This window comes from Acholeplasma laidlawii PG-8A, from assembly GCF_000018785.1.
Lineage (GTDB): Bacteria > Bacillota_I > Bacilli_A > Acholeplasmatales > Acholeplasmataceae > Acholeplasma > Acholeplasma laidlawii.
On sequence record NC_010163.1, the window covers coordinates 727,985 to 750,555 of the forward strand.

Here is a 22,571-nt window from a genome sequence, read left to right on the forward strand (position 1 = left end):
ATTTTAAGATGATAGATTTCTTTCTGTTGATTTAATGTTTTTTGGTTCCTCATTATCTAAAATGAGGGGATGTTTAGTTGCAGTAATTGGAGACTTATAATTTAGTAATGCATGTTTAAATTGTTCAACATCAATTGGACCTAAGATGAGTAATTGACGTTTATCTGATGTATAAAAGTGGTCAAATACACGTTGTAGGTCTTTTGCAGAAATGTTGGAAATCTCAGATTTTCTACCAGTAATTTCATACTTAATTGGGTGTTCATAAATTAATTGATCAAACATCTTTTTTTGAACAATGGTATCAATTTCATCATCATACATCGCAATTTCTTCATTGATGATTGATTTTTCTGCCTGGACACGTTCTCCTGTAAAGTTCGTTGTCTCTAGCATTTCTAATAAATATAGAGTAGCTTCAAGCATATTTTTATGACCTATTACGCCATAGGTTGTTTGACGATAGGTTGTCATTGCATTAGCAATCACACCTAACTTATGAAAATGCTCAAAGGCATCATGATCTTTCATCATATACATCATATGCTCTAGAAAGTGCGCAATACCTGGTTTTAGTGGATATGTTTTGTTACCGATTTTATATGAAGTGTGAATAGAACCTAATGGTACATCGTATTCTACATAAGTTTGTAGCGTTGGTGCATAGATAAGTTCTACATTCAGACCGTTTTTAAGTTTAAATTTAACAGGTTTATCATTAAACCCATTAAACTTCATAGTCTTCACCTCCACTTAATGTATAGGTGGTTGTTAGAGTCATCATAGTTAAGACTTTCATAATGTCTTCATTAAAAACTGCATCAATTTTCTTCATTATCTCATCAAGGGTTTCTTCATAACCAAATAAATCAGCGCTAAACTGTCTTGGAATCATACTATCTTGAAAATCAAGGGATGAATAGATTTCGTTTTTTAGGTAATCTTTAGCTTCTTTGAGTTGATCACTTACTGGACCATCAAACATAAAATTATTAATCGTTTCAACAATGATGTTATAAGCTAAGTCTTTACTTTCAATATTAACCCCTGCATAGATGATAAGATATGATTTATCGTACTCAAATTTGGAGTCTACATCATAAGCTAGATAATAGGTTTCTCTAAGTAATTTATATAACATACTTTCTGGATAGCCACCAATAAGCATATTTACGATTAGTGCTGCTGTATAAAGTGGATCTTTTCTATCCACATTTAAGTGATATGCAAAGAATATGTAGGCTTGTCCCATCGGTAAGGTTTCAGTGTAGTTTTGAATAGTTTTATGCACATGATTAAATTCAAGTGGTTCAATGACGTTTTCTTGTTCGTAGGATTTTAAGACAGATAATTTATCCTTTAATTCTTGATGAATATCACCAGACACATAGAATTTTATAGTGTCATTTAAGAAGTAATTTAAGTAATAGTCATAAGTCTCTGTTAAAGACACATCAAGGGCTTCTTCAAGCGTTCCGGTAATGCTTTTACCATACGGATGATTTAAATAGATATATTTAATCAGTTGTTCTTTTGCATAAGCAAATTTATGATCTTTTTTAGATTGTATTTCATTAATGGTGTAACGTTTAGCTTCTTCAAACACGGATGCTAGAAATGGTTTTCTATCAAAAAACATTTCTTTAATAATTTGAACAATATCATCTAACATGGCATCATCTGAAATTAGGCTTGGGTTTGGGAAAACAAAGTTAAAACGCATAATATGGTAGTCTTTTAACACAAAAACATGGTTTGTTATAAACATACCATAAAGTGCGTTAAGTTTTTTAGATAGTAGTTGTTTAGACATATACGTTTCAGTGTAACTGGTGAGTATACGTGCTAATAAAAAGCGATACAAAAATGCATCGGATTCTATTTTTGAGACAAAATAGACTGATATATGTATCGCTTGATATTGTTTTGTTGGCAAGAAAATCATAATTTAGTATTTAATGCTATCTCCATCATTTTCGTAAATGCATTTTGACGTTCTTCTGCACTTGTTGCTTCATGTGTTACTAATGAGTCAGAAATAGTTAAGATACATGCTGCATTTTTACCTGTTGCTAATGCGTTTGCAAATAATGCAAAACTTTCCATCTCAACACATAATGCGCCATGTTTCTCATAAATATCTTTATATTCATCGCCATTAATACGATAGAATACGTCAGATGAATGAATGGTACCTTCAGTCATTGGAATACCTAAGCGTTTCGCTGTATTTTTTAATTTAGTATTTAATTTTTTTGTTGCTGATAATTTCTTTCTTCCAGATACGCCCATTGTTTTAGCATAACTTGATTCTGACCAGCAGTTTTTAGCTATCACTACATCATATAAGTTTAATTTATCAGTGTAAGCACCTGCTGAACCAATACGAATAATATTTTCTACATCATAGAATTTAAATAATTCGTAAGAATAGATACCAATACTTGGCATACCCATTCCAGAACCCATAACTGAAATTCTTCTTCCTTTATATGTTCCAGTATAACCTAACATATTACGTACACCATTAATTTGCACAACATCTTTTAAGTATGTTTCTGCAATAAATTTCGCACGTAATGGATCTCCTGGCATTAAAACTGTTTTAGCAATTAAGCTTTTATCTTGTAACTCAATATGTGGTGTTGCCATCACTTGTTTCTCCTTTAATTAATTTGACTCCGCTAGATGTACCTAAGCGGTTAGCCCCTTTTTCTATCATTAATAATGCATCTTCTTTACTGCGGATACCGCCACTTGCTTTAATCAGTGCGTCATCTCCTACAGCTTTTTTAATCGTAACGATATCTTCAACAGATGCACCTCTTGATGCATAACCTGTAGATGTCTTAACGAATGTAGCTCCAGCTTTAACAGCTAGTTTTGAAACAAATGTGATTTGTTTCTTATCAAGATAAGCTGTTTCAATAATCACTTTAACAGTTCTACCTTGAGCAGCCTTAACAACAGCTTTGATATCCTTAGATACACGGCTACGATCTTTAGAACGTACTGCATCCACATCAACAACCATGTCAATTTCATCCGCACCTTGTTTAATAGCTTCTTTTGTTTCAAAAGCTTTCACTTTTGGTAAGTGTGTTCCAAAAGGAAAACCTACAACTGTACAAACTAATACACCTGTACCTTCTAGACGAGATTTAGCGTGTGCAACCCAGATTGGTGAGACACAAACACTTTTAAACTGATGTTCAATTGCTTCATCAATAAGTGTATCAATATCACTTAAAGTAACGATTGGACCAAGTTTAGTATGATCAATATATGTATTTAATTTCATATATAATTCCTTTCAATGTTTTTTTATAAATCCATGAATATATTTAGGCCTTGCTTTGTAAAACTCTTAGTAATTGGTGTCCATTTCATCTTCTTAGTCTTTTTATTAATCGACTTACTATGTTTTTTAGGAATCACTTTAGTATCTTGTAAGAAACCTGGTACATCCAGTAGTTGTTTATTGAATTTTTCTACAAATTCACCATAACTTATGACTTTAATAACACCATCAGTTTGATGAAATAAAACATAGTCTAGAAAAGGTGGAAACACAATCGTATCATGTTCTTTCCATTCGGTTGCAATATAGGATTGTTCTTGCTCATCTTTAATAAAATAATATTTAGGTAATAATGTATCTAAATCATCATAATAGCTTTGTAAAGCATCTTTTTCATCAATGTATCTTAAGATACCAGATAATTTTTCATCTTTAATAAAGACGTAATTGTTTGCTTCATTCGGATATTTTTCAATATAAGCACGCTTCACCATTTCAAATACTTTAAAGATACGTTCGGCATTATAAGATAATACATCTTCAAACATTTCTGATAATACAAAGAAATTAAAGCGGTCGCAGACCTTCTTAATTAATTGTATAACGTGTTTAACGAAGTAATTTGGACTTAAAATTGGTAATCTTAAGTGGAAGTTTACTTCCAAGTATTGTGGGCTTAAACGCTGAATATTGGGTACTTGTGATTTTGGTGTGATAAAAAATACACAGCTATAGCCAAGTCTTGGATGCGTGTATAAAAATCTAACAGATTTTTCATCCATCTCAACTTCCATACCCTCGATAGTTTCAAAAAAATCAATAACTTCTACCATATCAAGTTGCCTTGATTTTTCTTTAAAAAAGTGAATGTAGAAATGACTCAATTGTCATCACCCCTTATTATGAATTAAATAACTTTTCAATCTTTTTATAATCTGTTCTATCCATTTTTAATGGGGTTATTGAAACATAACCTTCATTAAATGCAGTCATATCAGCATCTTCATCTTCTTTAACAAAGATATTAGATCCTAATATTCTATATGTATTTGGTTTATCCGTTTTAATGAATTCAGAGTGTTGAATTCTTAAACCCATTTTAGTAATACGTGTACCAAGTACTTTTTTAAAGGATGCATGTGGATAGTTAATATTTAATATATCTGTTTCTAAATATAATTTATTTTCAATGATTTCATCTAATAATTTGATGGTTTCATCAAATATATAAGGTAATTTGATGTCAGGTGCTGAAAAAGCTATTGCATTTAACCCCATAATAGAAGCTTCAAAAGCTGCAGCTACTGTACCAGAGTATTGAACATCAATGGCTAAATTGACACCATCATTAATGCCTGATACGACAAGATCAAATTCTTGTTCAAAGACTTTCACGCCTAATCTAACACAGTCTGCAGGTGTTCCATCAACAACGATTGTTCTTACACTGCCCAATACTGGTTCAATCTCCTCAACTTCAATATAACCTGTATAGGTAATGGATGCTGATTTTGCAGATTGTTGAACTTTTGGTGCTGAGACATAGACACTTCCGTGATAGCTTGCTGCCTTTGTTAATATATGTAAACCTTCTGCATCAATTCCATCATCATTGACTACTAAAATGTTCATTTAAGACCCTCCAGAACGCTTTCACAACGTACACATACGTCATTTTGATTTACTTCTTTAACAATATTCCAACATCTTGCACAAACATGACCATCTGCTTTAGACACTTTAATATCCAATTGATCTGCCTTTGTTATATGGACACTTGAAACAATGAGTATTTTATCTAACTTATTTAATAAGTCTAGATATTCAAGTGCATCATAAGTTGTTTGATCTACGCTTAAATCTAGGTGAGCATCCAGTGATTTACCAATCACTTTAGCTTCACGAGCTAGTTCTAAATGTTTTAATACATGATTTCTTAGTTCATCAAATATGTCATAGTTTTCTTGTAGTTTTGGTTCTTTTAGTTTACCACCAATTGGCATTTTTTCCAAATAGATGTTGTCGTATTCTTTATATTTTAGACTATCATAAGCCTCTGAAGTTGTATGAGGCATGATAGGTGTTAGTAATCTAAGTAATCCTAATAGTATATCATAAATTGTTGATTGGATCGCACGGCGTTCAAAATCATCTTCAGCATCGCAATATAAGCTATCTTTTGTATAGTCTAAGTAAAATGCTGATAAATCATTGACTACAAATGGAATGATGAGTCTTGTGACTTCAACAAAGTTGTATTTTGCATAACTTTCATTTACTTTTGTGGCTAAAACATAATATTTATCAGTCATAACGCGGTTTAATTGACCACGCATAGACCAGCCAATATAGTTTACTTCTGGATTAAATCCATCTAAAACACCAAGCATAAATCTGAATGTATTTCTGAATTTTCTGTAGCTTTCAGAAACTTGTTTCATTAAATCGTTAGAAATACGTACATCTGCTTCATAGTCGACAGATGCAACCCATAATCTTAACACGTCTGCACCTTGATCGTTCATGACAGTTAAAGGATCGATAACGTTACCTAAGGATTTAGACATTTTTCTACCTTTACCATCTAAAACAAAACCGTGTGAAACAATTTCTTTATATGGAGATACACCATCTACTGCGATTGCTGTAGTTAAACTTGAGTTAAACCAACCTCTATATTGGTCTGAACCTTCTAAATACATATCAGCAGGAAATGGTAGACCACGACGTTTTAATATATTATAAGATGTACCACTATCAAACCAAACGTCCATGATGTCTAGTTCTTTAGTTAAGTCTCTTGGTCCTTCATAATCGCTTGGTAAAAGTTTTTCTACATCCCATTCATACCAAATATCTGATCCGTGCACTTCAAACAATGATGCTACATGATCAATGAGTTTTCTATCTAGTAAAGGATTGTTTTCATTATCATAGAAGATTGGAATTGGAACACCCCAAACACGTTGACGGCTAATGACCCAGTCATTACGGTCTTTAATCATGTTTGTAAGTCTTACTTCACCCCAAGAAGTGTGCCATTTAACGCCTTTGATTGCTTCTAGTAAATCACCTTTTAACATGTCGATACTTGCGAACCATTGAGGTGTGGATCTAAAAATCACAGGTTTTTTAGTACGCCAGTCATGAGGATATGAGTGGGTAATCGTTTCATCATATAATAAATGACCATTCTCACGTAAATCTTCTACGATTTGTGCGTTTGCTTTTTCATAGAACATACCAGCATAAGGACCTGCTTCTTCAGTCATATGACCTTTTTCATCAACCGGTGAAAGTAGGTCTAGATTGTATTTTTTACCTACAAAATAGTCATCTTCCCCGTGTCCAGGTGCTGTATGAACTAAACCAGTACCATCTTCAGCTGTAACGTGTTCACCTAAGATAATTGGGCTTACACGGTCATATAATGGGTGCTTGTAGTTCATGAACTCTAATGTACTACCTTTGAATTCTTTAAGAACTTTTGCATGTGAAAAGCCTAGTTTTTCTACTAGTTTTGGAAGTAATTCTTTTAATGCAATATAGTTTTTACCATCATTGTTAAACCATACATAATCAAAATTTGGGTGTACTGAAACAGCTAGGTTTGCTGGTAGTGTCCAAGGTGTAGTAGTCCAAATAAGTAGTTTAGTATTTGGGAATTTATCACCCATCATATCAAATCCAACATAAATAGATTTTGATTGTTTATCCATATACTCAATTTCAGCCTCAGCAAATGCTGATTCTGAAGATGGTGACCAATAAATAGGTTTTAAACCTTTATAGATAATACCTTTATCGACCATTTGACTAAACACTCTGACTTGGTCTGCAATATAAGATTTATCTAATGTTAAATAAGGATTATCCCAATCACCTAAGATTCCTAAACGCTTAAATTGTGCTCTTTGTACTTCTACTTGTTTAATCGCATACTCTCTACAAATTTTTCTAAATTCTGCACGTGTGAGTTGTTTACGATCTACACCACTTTTTGTAACTTCGTTTTCAATCGGTAAACCATGAGTATCCCAACCTGGAATATATGGTGTATAACGACCTGACATCGTTTGATATCTTAAAACAAAGTCTTTTAAAGTCTTTTGAAAGGCATGACCGATATGAATGTTGTTGTTAGCATATGGTGGCCCATCATGTAAAACAAATGGTGTATTGTCTTTGTTCTTTTCTAATACTTTATTGTATAAATCGATTGATTCCCAATGTTTTTGAATTTCAGGTTCTCTTTTACCAAGATTACCTCTCATTTCAAAATCAGTTTTAGGCATTAAAAGTGTGTCTTTATAGTTCATATGAATATCCTTCCTTTTATTAAATAAAAACGTCCTTAAAAATAAATTCTAAGGACGAAAGTTAAATTCGCGGTACCACCTTAGTTCACAATCAAAAATTGTGCACTCAATTGATTTTTATGCTTGCTCCTAGTTGATAATAGCTGTTGTGTTTGTTTATAAGGCTTACACCATCCCTTACTCGCTTTAAACCTTTACAAGGCTATCTGTTCTAATCATTGCAATATTAATTTAAATTTGTTTTTAACCAAGTTTCTACTGTTTGATCATCATATAGATCTTTGTTACCGAATAAATATGTTGTTTCATTGATTTCAACAATGTGACCGTTAATTGCGTATACAACACCAGACATGAATGCTATCGCTTTATTGGCTCTGTCAATGTGAAGTGCCTCAAAATTAAGTATGAGAGGCGCACCATCCATCATTTGTTTAGCCAGTGCTGTGATATATGCATCATCGTCATTTATTAATTGTTCCATAATGATACGGTCAGCAGTTTGAATATGAACTTGTTGTTTCTTTTGCTTTTTTTTACCAAATAAACCCATTATATGACCCCTTTAAATAGTGATCCAATGCGTAAGAAATCACTATGATATTTAATTGCTAATTCATAATCATTACTCATGCCCATGGATGTATAGTTGAGATTGTACTTCATCTTTAAATCATTTAATGTTTTAAAGATTTCTTCGGTTCTTACAACATCATCTATCGCACCTATTGCCATAAATCCGATTAGATTAATTTTATCATATTTTTTAATTTCTTGTATGAATTCATCTAGGTTTTCTATCAAAATACCCTCTTTATTGTCATTTTTCTCCAAATTTATTTGAATAAAACAATTTAATGGTGTATTTCTATATTTTTGTATCATACCTGCTAGCTTAATTGAGTCTAATGTATGAAGATAATCTATTTCATTGATTATGAGTTTTGTCTTATTGGATTGTAGATGTCCGATTAAGTGCCAAGAAATATCTTTTAAGTCGTTTAAGGATGATTTTTTATCTAATAAACTTTGAACATAGTTCTCACCAAAGTGTCTTGCTCCAAGATTATAGATTTTTTTCATCTCATCTATACTAAAATATTTACTTGCTACAATCGTTTTATCTAAATACTTTAAGAAACTCATACATTAAACCTAAATAGAATAATGTCACCATCTTGAACGACATATTCTTTACCTTCAATACGTACCTTACCTTTTTCTTTAGCAAGTAATGGTGTACCAAATTCAATTAAGTCATTATAAGCTAGTACTTCTGCTTTAATAAAGCCACGTTCAAAGTCTGTATGGATAATACCAGCAGCTTCAGGTGCTTTCGTACCTGTTTTAAAAGTCCAAGCACGTGCTTCCATTGGTCCACATGTAAAATATGTATTTAATCCAAGTAATTTATAACCACTTACAATAACTGTATCTAATCCAGAACGTGTTAAACCATAACTTTCCATGAAAATTGCTTGTTCTTCTGGGTCGTCTAGTGAAGATATTTCGTATTCTACTTGTGCAGAAATTGGAATAATTTCAATATTTTCTTTTACAGCTTTAGCTTTTAAAGCTTGGAAATACGGATTACTTTCAGGGTCTACTAAATCTGTTTCAGCCATATTTGCAATATATAAAGCAGGTTTAAGACTTAAAAGATTAAATCCTTTTACGATTTTTTCTTCTTCGTCAGTAAATTCAAGGACCGATGTAGGTAGTTCATTTTCAATCATGTGTTTTACTTTAAGTAAAGCAGATTGTTCTATGATAGCTTCCTTTATCTTTACCTTCACTTGTTTTTCTAAACGAGCAAGTCTCTTATCAACAGATTCTAAATCAGATAATCTTAATTCGATTTCAATAATTTCTAAATCTCTTAATGGATCCACTTTACCTTCTACGTGGGTAATTTCAGAATCCTCAAAACAACGAATCACGTGTGCAATAGCATCCACTTGGCGAATGTGGCTTAAAAATTGATTACCTAAACCTTCACCACTTGATGCACCTTTTACTAAACCAGCAATATCAATAAACTCAATTGTCGTTGGAATGATTTTTCCAGACTTATAAATTGCCGCTAGTTTTTCTAAGCGCTCATCTTTAACATGAACAACACCAACGTTTGGATCGATGGTTGCAAACGGATAGTTCGCTGCTGTCACTTGAGATTTAGTTATTGCGTTAAACAATGTGGATTTACCTACGTTTGGTAATCCTACAATACCAATACTTAACATAATCTTAATACCTTTCGTTAAAAAAGGCTTCCGCCTCTTTTATTTTCTATGTAGCCAAGAAGGTAATGTACGCTTCTTAGTATCTTCACCAGATGCTTCCTTATTATTTAAAGGCTCTAATCCAGTATCTGTTATTTTTACTTGTTGTGTGCTGTTGTTTCTAAAGATGTCACCAGCAATCTTTTCAACTTCATTGCCTTTAGCACGAAGTTCATAACCGGTTGCAACGATTGTAACAATCATTTCATCTTCTAAGTCAACACTGACTGTATGTCCGTAAATAACGTTTAAATCGGACTCAGTTGCATTTCTAATTTCAGTTAATGCTGCTTCAATTTCAAATAATGTCACTTCAGCCCCAGAAGAGATATTTACGATCGCATCTGTTGCACCATCAATGGATACTTCTAATAATTTGGAATGGATTGCTTTTCTAGCTGCTTCAATCGCACGGTTTTCACCACTAGCCATACCAATACCCATTAAGGCTGTACCTTTATTTTCCATCACAGTTCTAACGTCAGCAAAGTCAACATTGATCATACCAGGAACTGCAATAATTTCAGCAATACCTTGTACACCTTGACGTAATACTTTATCAGATTCTCTAAATGCATCTAGTAATTGCATATCTCTATCAGCAATTGAGAATAATCTTTCATTTGGTATCACAATTAAAGTGTCAACATTTGGTTTTAACTCTTCAAGTCCAGTAATTGCATGTTGCATACGAAGTGGACCTTCAAATACGAATGGTTTTGTTACGATACCGATTGTAAGAACGCCAAGTTCTTTAGCAATACGTGCAACCACAGGTGCTGCACCAGTACCAGTTCCACCACCCATACCAGCAGTAATAAAAACCATATCTGCATCAGATAGTACTTCTCTAATATCATCCTCAGATTCGAGTGCTGCTTGCTTACCAATAGCTGGTTTAGCGCCTGCACCTAATCCTCGAGTCAACTTCTTACCTAATTGAATACGCTCATCTGCTTTGGATACTTTAAGTACCTGAGCATCCGTATTCATCGCTACATATGAAACCCCTCTAACATCATTTTCAATCATGCGGTTTACTGCAGAGTTGCCTCCACCACCGACACCGATGACCTTGATAACGGGCTTTTGATTAAATTCATCGTTAAATCCAAAAACCATGATATCACTCCTATTCATACTACTCTCATTGTAAACTATTTTCACTAAAAAATAAAGACTTTAGTAACTTACTTTAGGATAATTCGTTCTTTCATAAAACTCTTTTTTAAAATCAAGTAATCTGTCCTCTTTAATTGCTTGTCTAATTTCTGCCATTAAGTGCTTTAAATATGCTAAATTTTGGATAGTTACTAGTCTTTGACCTAGTTGTTCTTCTGCTTTAAATAAGTGTCTAATATAACTCTTAGAGTACTTTGAAACACTTGATTGTAGATTTGGATCTAGACTTGACATGTCACGTTCAAATTGTTTATTTTTAATAGTCACTTTACCGGTAGTTGTAAGTGCTGTACCATGTCTAGCATTTCTAGTAGGCAGTACACAGTCAAACATATCTACACCATTAATGACGTTTTCTAGTAAGTCCTCAGGTGCACCCACACCCATTAAGTAACGCGGTTTATTAAACGGTAAAATCGGGTTTAAATGTCTTGTCATCTCATACATTTCAGCTTTTGTTTCACCAACGGATAAGCCACCAATAGAATAACCTGGAAAATCCAGTTTAATGAGTTCTTCAGCACAGTGAGTTCTTAATTCTTTATTTAAACCACCTTGTACAATTCCAAATAAAGCTTGATCAGTTTTTAATGCTTCTTTACCTCTTTTTGCCCAACGAATCGTTCTTTCTACAGAATCCTTCATATATTCATAGGATTCATAAGGTGGTGGACATTCATCAAAAGACATAATAATATCCGCACCTAAGTCTTCTTGAATGCGTATCGCATCTTCTGGACCTAAGAATAATGGAGCACCAGATTTATGATGCTTGAAATGAACACCTTCTTCTTTAATATCACGTAATTTAGCAAGTGAAAATACTTGAAAACCACCGGAATCCGTTAAAAGTGCGCCATCCCATTTCATAAATCCACGAATACCACCATGATCTTTTACGATATCTTCACCTGGTTGTTGCCATAGGTGATAGGTGTTTGCTAAGATTAAACCTTCTGAAACTTCTTTAATTTCTTCAACTGTTAATGTTTTTACAGTAGCGAGTGTACCTACTGGCATAAAAATAGGTGTTTCAAACACACCATGTGATGTCGTTAATTTACCAAGCCTAGCACCACTTTGCTTACAAACATGTAATACTTCATATGAAATCAAAATAAAACCACCTTCCATGGTTGAAATTATATCATAAAATGGTAGAATAAGGAATGTAAAAAAATAGCGGTAGCCTAGGGAAATACCCGCTTTAACAAAACAAGGAGTAAAAAATGAAAAAAGGTTTAGATTTAAAAGATATTGTCATACAAATGACTATTTCAGCTATTTATGTTGTTTTAGTGTTTGTATTTTATTTTATGAGTTTTGAAGCCATTCAATTTAGAATAGCTGAAATACTCTTAGTTCTTGTGTTTTTCAATAAAAAACACACAATAGGGCTCGTTTTTGGTACGTTTTTAGCAAATTACTTTGGTGCATTCGGTTTAATTGATGCATTATACGGCTCACTTGCTACACTATTAGTATGTATCTTCTTGTACACATTTAGAAAACAATGGGTACTTGCATTACTTATCTTTCCAGCCTTATTTAATGGTCTAGTCATTTCTTTTGAAATATCTTATCATTTTGACACATTTAACGTATATTGGTTCAATTTTGGAACCATTGCACTTGGTGAACTCATAGTCGTTGCACTACTTGGAATTCCATTTATGCTTTCGTTAAAGAAAACAGATGTCTTAATGGAATATTTGACTTAAATTTGCTTTATTTGCTTTTTAACAACTGTGGCAATCGGAACCTGACTGAAATCATGGACGATTTCATAAGGTGATGTGATATTACTTATAGTGCCACGATATAAGTTAATTTGCCAAATCATATGCGTAAAAACGTGTTTAATTGGTTGTAACTCATCAAGTATTTGAATCTCTAGGCCCAAATCTTGAGCTTGAGTTAATGCACCATTTAAACTATCTGATTCAATTTGAACAAATTCATAAAACCCATGTAATAAATCTTCAGTACGCTTACGCATGAGAAATCCTTCTTTATATTCAAGTATGAATGTAAAGTATTGGATTTCTTTTTTTGTTTTTAAAGGACTCATTTTAGGATAGTTTTGCTGAACATTGTTTATGTTAGCTAAACATACTTCTTGTAAAGGACACGTATCGCACAAAGGATTGGACACTTTACATACAGTTGCACCCAATTCCATCATACTTTGAGTATATAAGTAAGGATTGTTAGAATTTTCAATCAGTTCTTTATTCATTTCATTTAATTTCTTCTTATTTTTATCTAATCTAAAATCATCTTCTAGCATTTTAACTCTAGAAAGCACTCGAATGACGTTACCATCGGTAGCTGGATAAGGTTTATGAAATGCTATAGACATAATTGCGCCTGCTGTGTAGGCACCAATACCAGGTATTTTTAGTATTTTAAAGTAATCTTCTGGTAACTTACCATCATGATGATCAATGACATATTGAGCACCTTTATGTAGCATTCTAAATCTTCTATAATAACCAATACCTTGAACTACTTTTAAAATTTCATCAATATCTGCCCTAGCAAGATCTTGAATTGTTGGATAAATTGTTAAAAATCTATCATAAAAAGGTAGCATTGTGTCTACCTGGGTTTGTTGTAACATAATTTCAGATACCCAAATATGATAGGGGTTATCTGTTTTTCTAAAAGGTAAATCTCGTTTGTTTGTTTGATACCAATCAAATAATCGTAAATATGCCATAATCTCGCTCTCCAAAGCCTATTTTACCAAAATAATCATTTGTTGATGCTAAAATGACTTAGATGAAAGGAAAGATAATGTAATGAAAGATATTATTTTAGGTAGACGCTCTATTAGAAAGTACACAAATGAAAAGATTTCTAATGAAACTTTAGAAAATATGTTAAACGATGCACTACGTGCGCCTTCAAGTAGAAATTTACAACCAGTTAGACTTTTCGTAATAGAAAGCCAAACTGCTAGAGAAAAGTTAAGACCAATCCTTATGGGTAATCAACTTCAACTAGACACTGCTTCTCACATTATCCTAGTCACAGCTGATATTCGCAAATATGATGATGCTCATATTATATTTGATCGCTCAGTTGAACAAGGTATGATGCCTGTTGAAATTAGAAATAGAAATCTTGAAAGTTTTAAGAATCTTGAAATCAACCCGACTGATACAAACTATTTAAACTCACTTCATTTAGATGGTGGATTATTCTCAATGAACTTTATGCTTGTTGCAAGAACCTATGGCTATGATACATGTCCAATTGGTGGATTTAATAAAAAGTTAGTTCATGAAGCGCTTGGTATTGATAGTCGTTATGCACCTGTGTTACTTATCTCAGTTGGTAAAGCAGATGAATCAGGTTATGAATCCATTCGTTTAAGCGCTAAAGAAGTTACAAAATTTATTGATTAATTGTCTACTAAAGTTAAAAAGGGGATTGCTCCCCTTTTTTTTTATACTATATATCGTAAGAACTAATAATTTGTGCAGGTGTTTTTCTAAGTAATAGTCCCATTGGAAGTAAACCTATGAGTAGATTGGCTGCATATACAAAGATTACACCAAATAAGATAATGAAGAAATCAATTCTAAAACCAATAAATGTTCTTAGCGGTGAATTAGAAAATGCACCTAATATAAATGACATAAGTCCAAAGCCAATGAGCGATGATACTGTTGTTAAAAGTATAATTTCAACAGCAAATGAACTATAGATTTCTAGTTTTCTGACACCTAAAGCTCTATATACAGATATCTCATAGATACGAGATATCATACTAGAACGCATCACAAAGTAAAATGCTAATAAGCCACCACCAATTAAAAAGATTGTAATAAGTAAATTTGCAGCAGTTTGTTGTGCAATTGCTATATTATTTTGGTCAATGACAGCTTGACTGCTTAATTTCACCATGTAACCTGCATCTTCTAGTGCTTGTTTAAGTTCTAAATAGTTAGGTGTGAAGATATAAGCATCCAAACTAGCATTTGAAGATTGTAATATAGATTCTTCATATTGTCTAGTTGTTGTATAACTTGGACTATTGATAGAATCAAAGTTTGTCAAAGTAAATGCTGTTTTATAATCATATGCATAAATAGCAATATACTTAGCTTTAGATATACCTACAACTGTATAACGCTTTTGTGGGTCACTTAATGCACCACTAAATGCTAGTACTTCGCCAATGAAATCCTCTGGACGCCAAATACCTATATCTTGGAAGTTTTGATCATTTAATACATCTTTTGAATAAACACCATAACTTAAAACAATTTCATTAGCATTTAAAGGTAATCTGCCTGCATATAAATCATTTTGTTTAAGTTGTTTACTATATTCTATTTTAATATTAGATGCTAAAGATTTAAATGCCCCATTACCTAAATCGATTCTTAACTGGTTACTAGCTGCGAGTCTTTCCATATAAATGACATAATCCCCACTGGTTTCACCGTTTACCTTGTCAAGTAAAGCTGATGCACCACCGTTTCCTTGATAAAACGAGTTCTTATTTACCTGGATATAACGTTCATCCATCGTAAGCGCATCCTTATAGTCTTTAGTAAGAATGCTATACATATTAATGGTTGCAAATGCCACTAACATACCACTAATCATAAAGATTGCTAACATGAGTTTACCTTTGCGACCAAAATTCATCAGTTTTCTAAATGCTATCCAAAAACTGTTTTTAAAGGAAATCGTAAACTTCTTATGTTTATCTAAATTTGAATGGTCTAATACACTATCATCAAATGTTGTGACTAACATTTCTTCTCTTGTCTTTTTAGTGAAATGCTCATCTTTAACAACCATATGAGACTCTTCATTTAATAACTTAATTTTTTGAATATCTGATTGAATATCTAAATAAAGTGTTTTATTTTTAATAATTAAACGTACTTGAGTAGGTAATACTTCATCGCTATCCGCATAAAAGGATGCCTTTAAGTTCTTAGATTCTAAGTTTGATACTTCAACTAAGTCTTTTAAATATATCGTATTATCATTTGAAAATGCATGGTCTTGTAACGTGGTATTTTGATCATCATTGATGATTTTACCATCCTTAATTTCAACAATGCGATCCCCATAAAAGCTTGCAAGTTCTTTTTCATGTGTTACTAATACAACTAATTTATTTGCAGAAATTGATTTAACGATATTCATAATTTCTAGTGTATTTTTACTGTCTAAGTTACCGGTAGGTTCATCAGCAATAATCACTTTAGGATTTTTAACAAGCGCTCGAGCAATCGCTACTCTTTGTTGTTGTCCACCAGATAATTGTGTACTACGTTTTTTTCTAAAACGGTACATACCCACTTGTTTTAAGATGTAGTTGACTCTAGTTTCTATCTCATTTTTATCTTGAATACCAATCATCTTAAGAACAAACGCCACATTATCAAACACACTTAAGTTTGGCATTAAGTAATAATTTTGGAAAATATAGCCTACTTCTTCAGTACGTATTTTATCCCATATAGCTGATTTATAATGTGATATGTTATGGTCAAAGAAATCAATTTGACCCTTTTGAACTTTATCAAGTCCACCAATGACATTAAGTAGTGTTGTTTTACCAGAACCAGATGGTCCTAGTAAAACAACAAGACCCTTATTAGGGAAATCTAAAGATACATCATTTAATACATGAATACTATTTTTCTTACCACGATTAAAGTGTTTATCTAAATGTTTAACGCTTATCATAATGTATCTTCTCTACTTTCTGTAAGATTTTCAATGACTGAAATTTTAAAGGTCTTCTTATTGAATCTTCTAGCTAACCAAATAGATAGATAAGTAAATGTTAGGAATAAAATAACATAGTCAAATGGAAGTAAACGTTGTAGGATTAAGTTCATACTGTAATTTGAGTAACTTAAGATATTTATGACAATCATAGATACAATAAATGAAATGACCATCATATATACTTGTTCAAATATAACTAATAAACCAAGTTTAGACTCATTGGTACCTATCGATCTAAAGATTGCAAAATCTTTCTTTCTAGAACTCATTACATTCTTCATGACTGAATATAGAATAAAGTATAAGAATAATGCAAATCCATAAATTAGAGTGTAAAAGAATAGTGAAATCAGAAAGTTGATTGGTGCAAATAATGCTTGAATCGCATTTTGTTCAAGTGCTGGATAAATCACTCTATATGTTGTTTTATCAATTGCTTTAAAGAGCCTTTCAGCTGTAATTTCACTACTTGCAGAAAGTGATAAGGTTTGATTACCACTGGCATTAAGTAATTCATCATGTGAAAAGTAAAGGGCACCACGATTGGAGTCATCAAAAATACCTACAACTGTATAATTAATTTCATTATATTCATAGAACTCAACTAAGACAGAAACATTTGTTACGTAATCTTTTCTAACAGGGTCTAATTGTTCTAAATCAAGTAGGTCCCAGCCATAATATGCAATTGTTTCAATATGATCATAAGTGATTAACCAAGTGATATTGTTAATATTCTTATCCGGAAAATCTTCAAATGGGAATTTATATATATAAGTATCTAGTTGTATAGGGGTTACTTCTTCTGAAGTAACAACATCTTCTCTACTATAAATAATTGCACCAATATTCACTCTTAAAGCATTAGATACAACAACTTCAGTAGCACTAAGGTTTGTCATTCTACCATCAACAAGAAATTGAGGTTGTTTAGAGATAAAGTACGTTGTATCATACTTATAAGTTCGAGGAATATAATCAGTATAACCTTGAGGATGTGTATAATACATATAGTTCGTTTCTATTTCGTCAATGAACAAGACACCTTCGTAAACAAAGTGATTTGAACCGCTTAGACTAGATAAATATTCAATATCATCTGAAGATATTGTCTGACCATCTTTTCTAACAACATTCATACGATTATCCGACATATTTGAAGTATGAAAATCAAATATTTGAATATCAGGACCCATATCTAAATTTAAATTAAATAAATCTTGCCTTGCTGTATTCATGACATTACTATACGTCATTGTAAAGACTAAAATAATCATAACTTGTAGTGCAATAAAAAACAGTAATAATCTAGGTTTTGATAATAGATTTCTTAACGCAAAACGTGCAACTGATGCCACAGTCATCGGTTTTATCGAGGGCTCAATTTTTACATCCTCATGCGTATTTTGCTTTAACGTCTTATCTTCTACGACTTCACCATCATGCATCTTAATATGGCGTGTTGCTATTTCTTTAACTTGATCATAATCATGCGTTACGATGATAATTAACTTATCTTTTGATAATTCTTGAAGTAATGAAATAACTTGTTTACTGGATTCGGAATCCAAGTTACCTGTAGGTTCATCTGCGACAATAATTGGGGTGTCTTTAGCCAAAGCACGTGCAATGACTGCACGTTGTTTTTGACCACCACTAAGTTTAGATGCTTTATGATGTTTATGACTAGTTAATCCAACTTTATCAATAAGTTCTAATGCACGTTTTTTACGTTCTTTTCTAGGATAGTTTTGAACTTCAAGTGCTAATAGTACGTTTTCATAGACTGTAAATGAATCAATAATATTATAGTTTTGGAAGACAAATCCTACAAATTTAGAACGGTAATTTTCCCAGTCTTTGACTAAAAAATGAGATGTTTCTTCATCTTGTATATAAAGTTCACCATCTTCATAGCTATCAAGACCTGAAATGACGTTTAAAAGTGTTGATTTACCACTTCCTGATTCCCCTGTTACTGCAACAAATTCCCCAATATTAAACTCGAGTGAGATTTTTTGCATCCCAACGGATACACCCTCACCGGACTTATAATATTTAGAAATGTTTTCTAGTTTTATAAGTGACATAAATTATTCCCCTTGTATAATTTTTTGTATTTGATCAACCTTATGTATTAAATAATCTGGTTTTTCATGTACTAATTCTATATAATCTCTAAATCCCCAACTTACTCCAATGACTTTGACATCTGCATGTTTTGCTGTTTGAATATCTACTTCTGAATCCCCTATAAATAGCACCTCATGTTTATTTAATTGAAGCTCTTTAATGGCTAGATTTAAAGGTGCAGGATCTGGTTTTTTAGGTATACCAGGACGCTCACCGATTACCACATCAAACATACCTTTAAAGTAGTAATCTATAATTTCACTAACTGCCTCTTGATGTTTATTGGATACGACTGCTAATTGATAATCAATTTTTAATTGATGAAGCAGTTCATTGATGCCTTCATAAGGCTTAGTGCGAATTTTCGAATGTGTTTCTAGATAAGGTAAATAAATAGAGAGTGCTTCATCTAAATAGTTTATATTATGCTTTAATATATGCACCCATAACGCTTTAGCCCCATTACCTAAATAGCGTCTGACATCTTCTTTTTTTACATGTGATAGTTTAAGTTGATTCAAAGTATAGTTACAACTATTTGTTATGTCATCTAAAGTATCTAGTAATGTCCCATCTAGATCAAATATGATTGCTTTTAATGTATTCATAAAATCCAACTTTCTAAATGTATTATAGCATAGTACATCAAAATATATCGATGATGATATAAAAAGTCTTTCACCTAATAAGCATGAAAGACTTAAATGACTGTATTAATATTTAGTATTTTTTAAACAGGAATCACGAACTACAATTTTAGTATCAATTACAATAGGTTCAAGCATTCTAATATGCTTGTCTAACATTTCAATGAGTGCTTCACTTGCACGTAATCCAATTTCCTCATAGTCTTGCCTAATCGTTGTAAGTTGAGGTGTAGTGATTTCACAAATATCTAAATCATCAAAACCTATAATCGAAACATCTTTAGGTACATGATAACCATGATTGTTGAAAAATTGTATTGCGCCCATTGCCATTAAATCTGAGACTGTACATACAGCATCTGGTAACCCATAAGCCTCAAATAGAGCTTTCATTGTCTGGTAACCTTCATGGAATGTATAAGACTCATTACTTCTATTTTTTAAGTATAATGGTTCAAGTCCTTTTTCTTTCATAAAGTCTAAATAGCCTCTTAAACGTTCTAAACCTATGAAATTTTGATAACTCCCGTTAATAAAAGCTATTTTACGGTGTCCTAACTCGTATAAGTAGTTGCATGATTTTCTAATTGCACTGTAAGAATCAGAATAAATTGTATTGTGAATAGCTTCTTTTGGATCTAAGGATAACACAGCTAAATCACTATTAAATAGTTTTTTTACAGCTTCGTAAGACTCGTCTGTTGAAATAACTAATACGGCATCTACATTTTTTGAATGACTATGCTTTAAATAGTCAAGTTTACTTTCCGTGTTATTTGATAATAGTAAAATATCATAACCTTTGGATTGAATATGTTTTCTAAAAGATTCTAAAACAGCAGCAAAGAATAAGTTTTTTAAGCCGGATTCAACCTCATAAACAATGCCTATTGTATTTGCTCTTTTAAGTACTAAGCTTTGAGCAGCAGCATTTGGGGTATAACCCATTTGTTCCGCTATTTTTTTAACTCTGTTTCTAGTTTGATCACTAATTTCTTTATAGCCATTTAGTGATTTTGAAACTGTAGATATTGATACACCTGCTGCACGAGCAATTTCACCAATAGTTACCATAATATGAGTCTCCTTTATTGTAATATTGTATAGTTTAAACCATATCCAAAAGGATATCTATAATCACTTGGTTCATAATTTTCATCAAGGACTGTATGGGATGATTGGCTTATAGATTTAGGCCATGTAAATGGTAATTTCCCTTTAAAATTATAGTCTCCATAAAGTACATCTGTAATGCCTAAGCCTTCACTGCCTGGTAAAAACAACATCACAAATGCATCTAAATATGGAATAACTTCTTCTATTATAAGTGGTTTGCCGGATAATAACAATCCAATTACAGGTTTATTTGTTTGTTTAGCAATATCTATAAGTGTTTGATTTGAAGCATAAGATGTATCATCTGTTAAAGATAAGGCTAATGAATCTCCCATCATTTCTGCACTTGGTTTTTCAGAGAAGACGATGATAATTTGATCAGCTTTGTCGATATCATTTATGTCCGTATAAATCTGACCATTTGTAACACTCTTAAAGGCATCAACAATCGTAGTGCCTGGAATATTTAGTTGATCAGAACCTTGCCAGTCTATCGTCCAACCACCAGATTGAATTCCAATATTTTGACTTCCTTTGCCTAATATTAATAGATTTAAATCTTTATTAAACGGTAGAAGGTTTTGATTATTTTTAAGCAATACCATGGATTCTCTAACTGCTTTTCTAGCCACATTTAATGCATTTTCACTTCTTAAATCACTTTCTATAGGTGTTTTTTCATCAAATAAGCCCATTTCATATTTGACGCTTAAAATTCTAGAAACAGCATCGTTTATGCGGTCTATGTCAATACGATCTTCTTCCACACCACGTACGATAGCGTCAATGACTTCTTTGAAGTTATGTGGTTGCATCAACATATCAATACCCGCATTAACGCCTTTTATAACGCGTTCATAGAAAGTATTGGCACGGATATCATCAATACCATTATAATCCCCTATAACAAAACCTTTGAAACCCATTTGATCTTTTAAAATATCTGTGATGAGTTCTTTATTTTCGTGCATACGTACATCGTTTAGACTTGAATACGATACCATAATTGATTTTACACCAGCTTCTATAGCGGCTTCGTATAATGGAAAATGAATGGTTTCTAAGTCTTCTTTAGAAATGGTTGAATTACCTCTGTCTAGTTTATTATCTAAACCAGTACCAAAAGTTGTATAACCATCTCCCACGAAGTGTTTTGCTGAACCAATAACGCCATAACTTTGAATGCCTTCTATATAAGAAGGTATTAAATTTAATGCGATATCTGGTGACTCACCTAATGTTTCATAAGTTCTACCCCATCTTTTATCCTTGATAAGTCCTATCGAAGGGGAAAAGTTCATATTCATGCCTGTTTGACCCATCTCATAGGCAGTGATCATACCAATTTCTTTCATTAATTCTTTATTGTTAGCAGCAGCTAGACCAATATTATGAGGAAATATGGTGGCACCATAAAGATTATTATGACCATGAACTGCGTCCACACCATAGATAATTGGTATTTTTGATGAACTTTCTAAGGATGCATTGAGCATATTTTCATACATGGATACCCAACCAAAAGTTGTGTTTGACGATGGCCTGTTACCACCACCATTTAATACGGAGCCAAGATTTAAGTTTCTTACATCTGTAGGTTTAACACCGGATGCACCATTGTTATTAGAGCGCTCTCCTTGAACCATTTGACCTGCTTTTTCAGCAATCGTTAATTTATCTAACCACCAGTTTATTTTTTCATTCATAGTTAAATTTGAATCAGGATAATCATTATCATGAATGACTGGTGGTGTGTTATCACAGGATACAATCATTACAACAAAGCATATGATGATTGCAATCGTTATTAGTTTATTTTTCATAC

Annotated in this window: 20 protein-coding genes; 2 read left to right on the forward strand and 18 right to left on the reverse strand. The window is 32.3% G+C overall.

Annotated elements, in window-relative coordinates:
- Positions 1–3 precede the first annotated feature (3 nt).
- From ACL_RS03465 to tgt, 12 genes are all read right to left on the reverse strand, one after another.
- Positions 4–738: a M16 family metallopeptidase gene (locus ACL_RS03465; protein ID WP_012242643.1), complete on the reverse strand. Its 735-nt coding sequence runs from the start codon at positions 736–738 to the stop codon at positions 4–6.
- Entirely contained in the window at positions 728–1,945 is a 1,218-nt protein-coding gene (locus tag ACL_RS03470; RefSeq protein ID WP_012242644.1) for a M16 family metallopeptidase, read from the reverse strand. The genes ACL_RS03465 and ACL_RS03470 overlap by 11 nt, the downstream gene beginning before the upstream one ends.
- The gene (deoD, locus tag ACL_RS03475) at positions 1,942–2,652 is read right to left on the reverse strand and encodes a purine-nucleoside phosphorylase (RefSeq protein ID WP_012242645.1); all 711 of its coding nucleotides are present in this window, start codon (positions 2,650–2,652) and stop codon (positions 1,942–1,944) included. The genes ACL_RS03470 and deoD overlap by 4 nt, the downstream gene beginning before the upstream one ends.
- Positions 2,633–3,301 carry a deoxyribose-phosphate aldolase gene (deoC, locus tag ACL_RS03480; protein WP_012242646.1) on the reverse strand — a complete coding sequence of 223 codons (669 nt, stop codon included), beginning with the start codon at positions 3,299–3,301 and terminating at the stop codon, positions 2,633–2,635. Before deoC ends, deoD begins: the two co-directional genes overlap by 20 nt.
- A 23-nt stretch (positions 3,302–3,324) precedes the next feature.
- The gene (locus ACL_RS03485; RefSeq protein WP_041633988.1) at positions 3,325–4,185 is read right to left on the reverse strand and encodes a hypothetical protein; all 861 of its coding nucleotides are present in this window, start codon (positions 4,183–4,185) and stop codon (positions 3,325–3,327) included.
- A gap of 16 nt (positions 4,186–4,201) precedes the next feature.
- Positions 4,202–4,933, reverse strand: a complete 732-nt coding sequence (surE, locus tag ACL_RS03490; RefSeq protein ID WP_012242648.1) for a 5'/3'-nucleotidase SurE — start codon at positions 4,931–4,933, stop codon at positions 4,202–4,204.
- Entirely contained in the window at positions 4,930–7,620 is a 2,691-nt protein-coding gene (ileS, locus tag ACL_RS03495) for an isoleucine--tRNA ligase (RefSeq protein WP_012242649.1), read from the reverse strand. The genes surE and ileS overlap by 4 nt, the downstream gene beginning before the upstream one ends.
- 226 nt (positions 7,621–7,846) lie before the next feature.
- The gene (gene sepF, locus ACL_RS03500) at positions 7,847–8,173 is read right to left on the reverse strand and encodes a cell division protein SepF (protein WP_012242650.1); all 327 of its coding nucleotides are present in this window, start codon (positions 8,171–8,173) and stop codon (positions 7,847–7,849) included.
- Positions 8,173–8,766: a YggS family pyridoxal phosphate-dependent enzyme gene (locus ACL_RS03505; RefSeq protein ID WP_012242651.1), complete on the reverse strand. Its 594-nt coding sequence runs from the start codon at positions 8,764–8,766 to the stop codon at positions 8,173–8,175. Before ACL_RS03505 ends, sepF begins: the two co-directional genes overlap by 1 nt.
- The gene (gene ychF / locus ACL_RS03510; protein ID WP_041633992.1) at positions 8,763–9,866 is read right to left on the reverse strand and encodes a redox-regulated ATPase YchF; all 1,104 of its coding nucleotides are present in this window, start codon (positions 9,864–9,866) and stop codon (positions 8,763–8,765) included. The genes ACL_RS03505 and ychF overlap by 4 nt, the downstream gene beginning before the upstream one ends.
- 36 nt (positions 9,867–9,902) lie before the next feature.
- Entirely contained in the window at positions 9,903–11,042 is a 1,140-nt protein-coding gene (gene ftsZ / locus ACL_RS03515; protein WP_177571492.1) for a cell division protein FtsZ, read from the reverse strand.
- A gap of 42 nt (positions 11,043–11,084) precedes the next feature.
- Positions 11,085–12,218 (reverse strand): tRNA guanosine(34) transglycosylase Tgt, encoded by a 1,134-nt coding sequence (gene tgt / locus ACL_RS03520; protein WP_012242654.1) that lies wholly within the window; start codon positions 12,216–12,218, stop codon positions 11,085–11,087.
- A gap of 95 nt (positions 12,219–12,313) precedes the next feature.
- On the opposite strand from tgt, the gene ACL_RS03525 reads away from it, so the two are divergent.
- Positions 12,314–12,805, forward strand: coding sequence for a QueT transporter family protein (locus tag ACL_RS03525; RefSeq protein WP_012242655.1), 492 nt, complete (start codon positions 12,314–12,316; stop codon positions 12,803–12,805).
- Here ACL_RS03525 and mutY read toward each other — a convergent pair.
- Positions 12,802–13,806, reverse strand: coding sequence for an A/G-specific adenine glycosylase (gene mutY / locus ACL_RS03530; protein WP_012242656.1), 1,005 nt, complete (start codon positions 13,804–13,806; stop codon positions 12,802–12,804). The genes ACL_RS03525 and mutY overlap by 4 nt on opposite strands.
- 82 nt (positions 13,807–13,888) lie before the next feature.
- Here mutY and ACL_RS03535 point away from each other — a divergent pair, with 82 nt between their 5' ends.
- Positions 13,889–14,497 carry a nitroreductase family protein gene (locus tag ACL_RS03535; protein ID WP_012242657.1) on the forward strand — a complete coding sequence of 203 codons (609 nt, stop codon included), beginning with the start codon at positions 13,889–13,891 and terminating at the stop codon, positions 14,495–14,497.
- Between the two features lie 46 nt (positions 14,498–14,543).
- Here ACL_RS03535 and ACL_RS07260 read toward each other — a convergent pair whose 3' ends face one another.
- The 5 genes from ACL_RS07260 to ACL_RS03560 form a co-directional block, all read right to left on the reverse strand.
- Positions 14,544–16,805 carry an ABC transporter ATP-binding protein/permease gene (locus tag ACL_RS07260; RefSeq protein ID WP_012242658.1) on the reverse strand — a complete coding sequence of 754 codons (2,262 nt, stop codon included), beginning with the start codon at positions 16,803–16,805 and terminating at the stop codon, positions 14,544–14,546.
- A complete protein-coding gene (locus tag ACL_RS07265) occupies positions 16,802–18,940 on the reverse strand; it encodes an ABC transporter ATP-binding protein/permease (protein WP_012242659.1) in 2,139 nt (712 codons plus the stop codon). Before ACL_RS07265 ends, ACL_RS07260 begins: the two co-directional genes overlap by 4 nt.
- Before the next feature lie 3 nt (positions 18,941–18,943).
- Positions 18,944–19,591 carry an HAD family hydrolase gene (locus ACL_RS03550; RefSeq protein ID WP_012242660.1) on the reverse strand — a complete coding sequence of 216 codons (648 nt, stop codon included), beginning with the start codon at positions 19,589–19,591 and terminating at the stop codon, positions 18,944–18,946.
- 105 nt (positions 19,592–19,696) lie between these two features.
- Entirely contained in the window at positions 19,697–20,704 is a 1,008-nt protein-coding gene (locus ACL_RS03555; RefSeq protein WP_012242661.1) for a LacI family DNA-binding transcriptional regulator, read from the reverse strand.
- Between the two features lie 14 nt (positions 20,705–20,718).
- Positions 20,719–22,569: a glycoside hydrolase family 3 protein gene (locus ACL_RS03560; protein ID WP_012242662.1), complete on the reverse strand. Its 1,851-nt coding sequence runs from the start codon at positions 22,567–22,569 to the stop codon at positions 20,719–20,721.
- Positions 22,570–22,571: the final 2 nt, after the last annotated feature.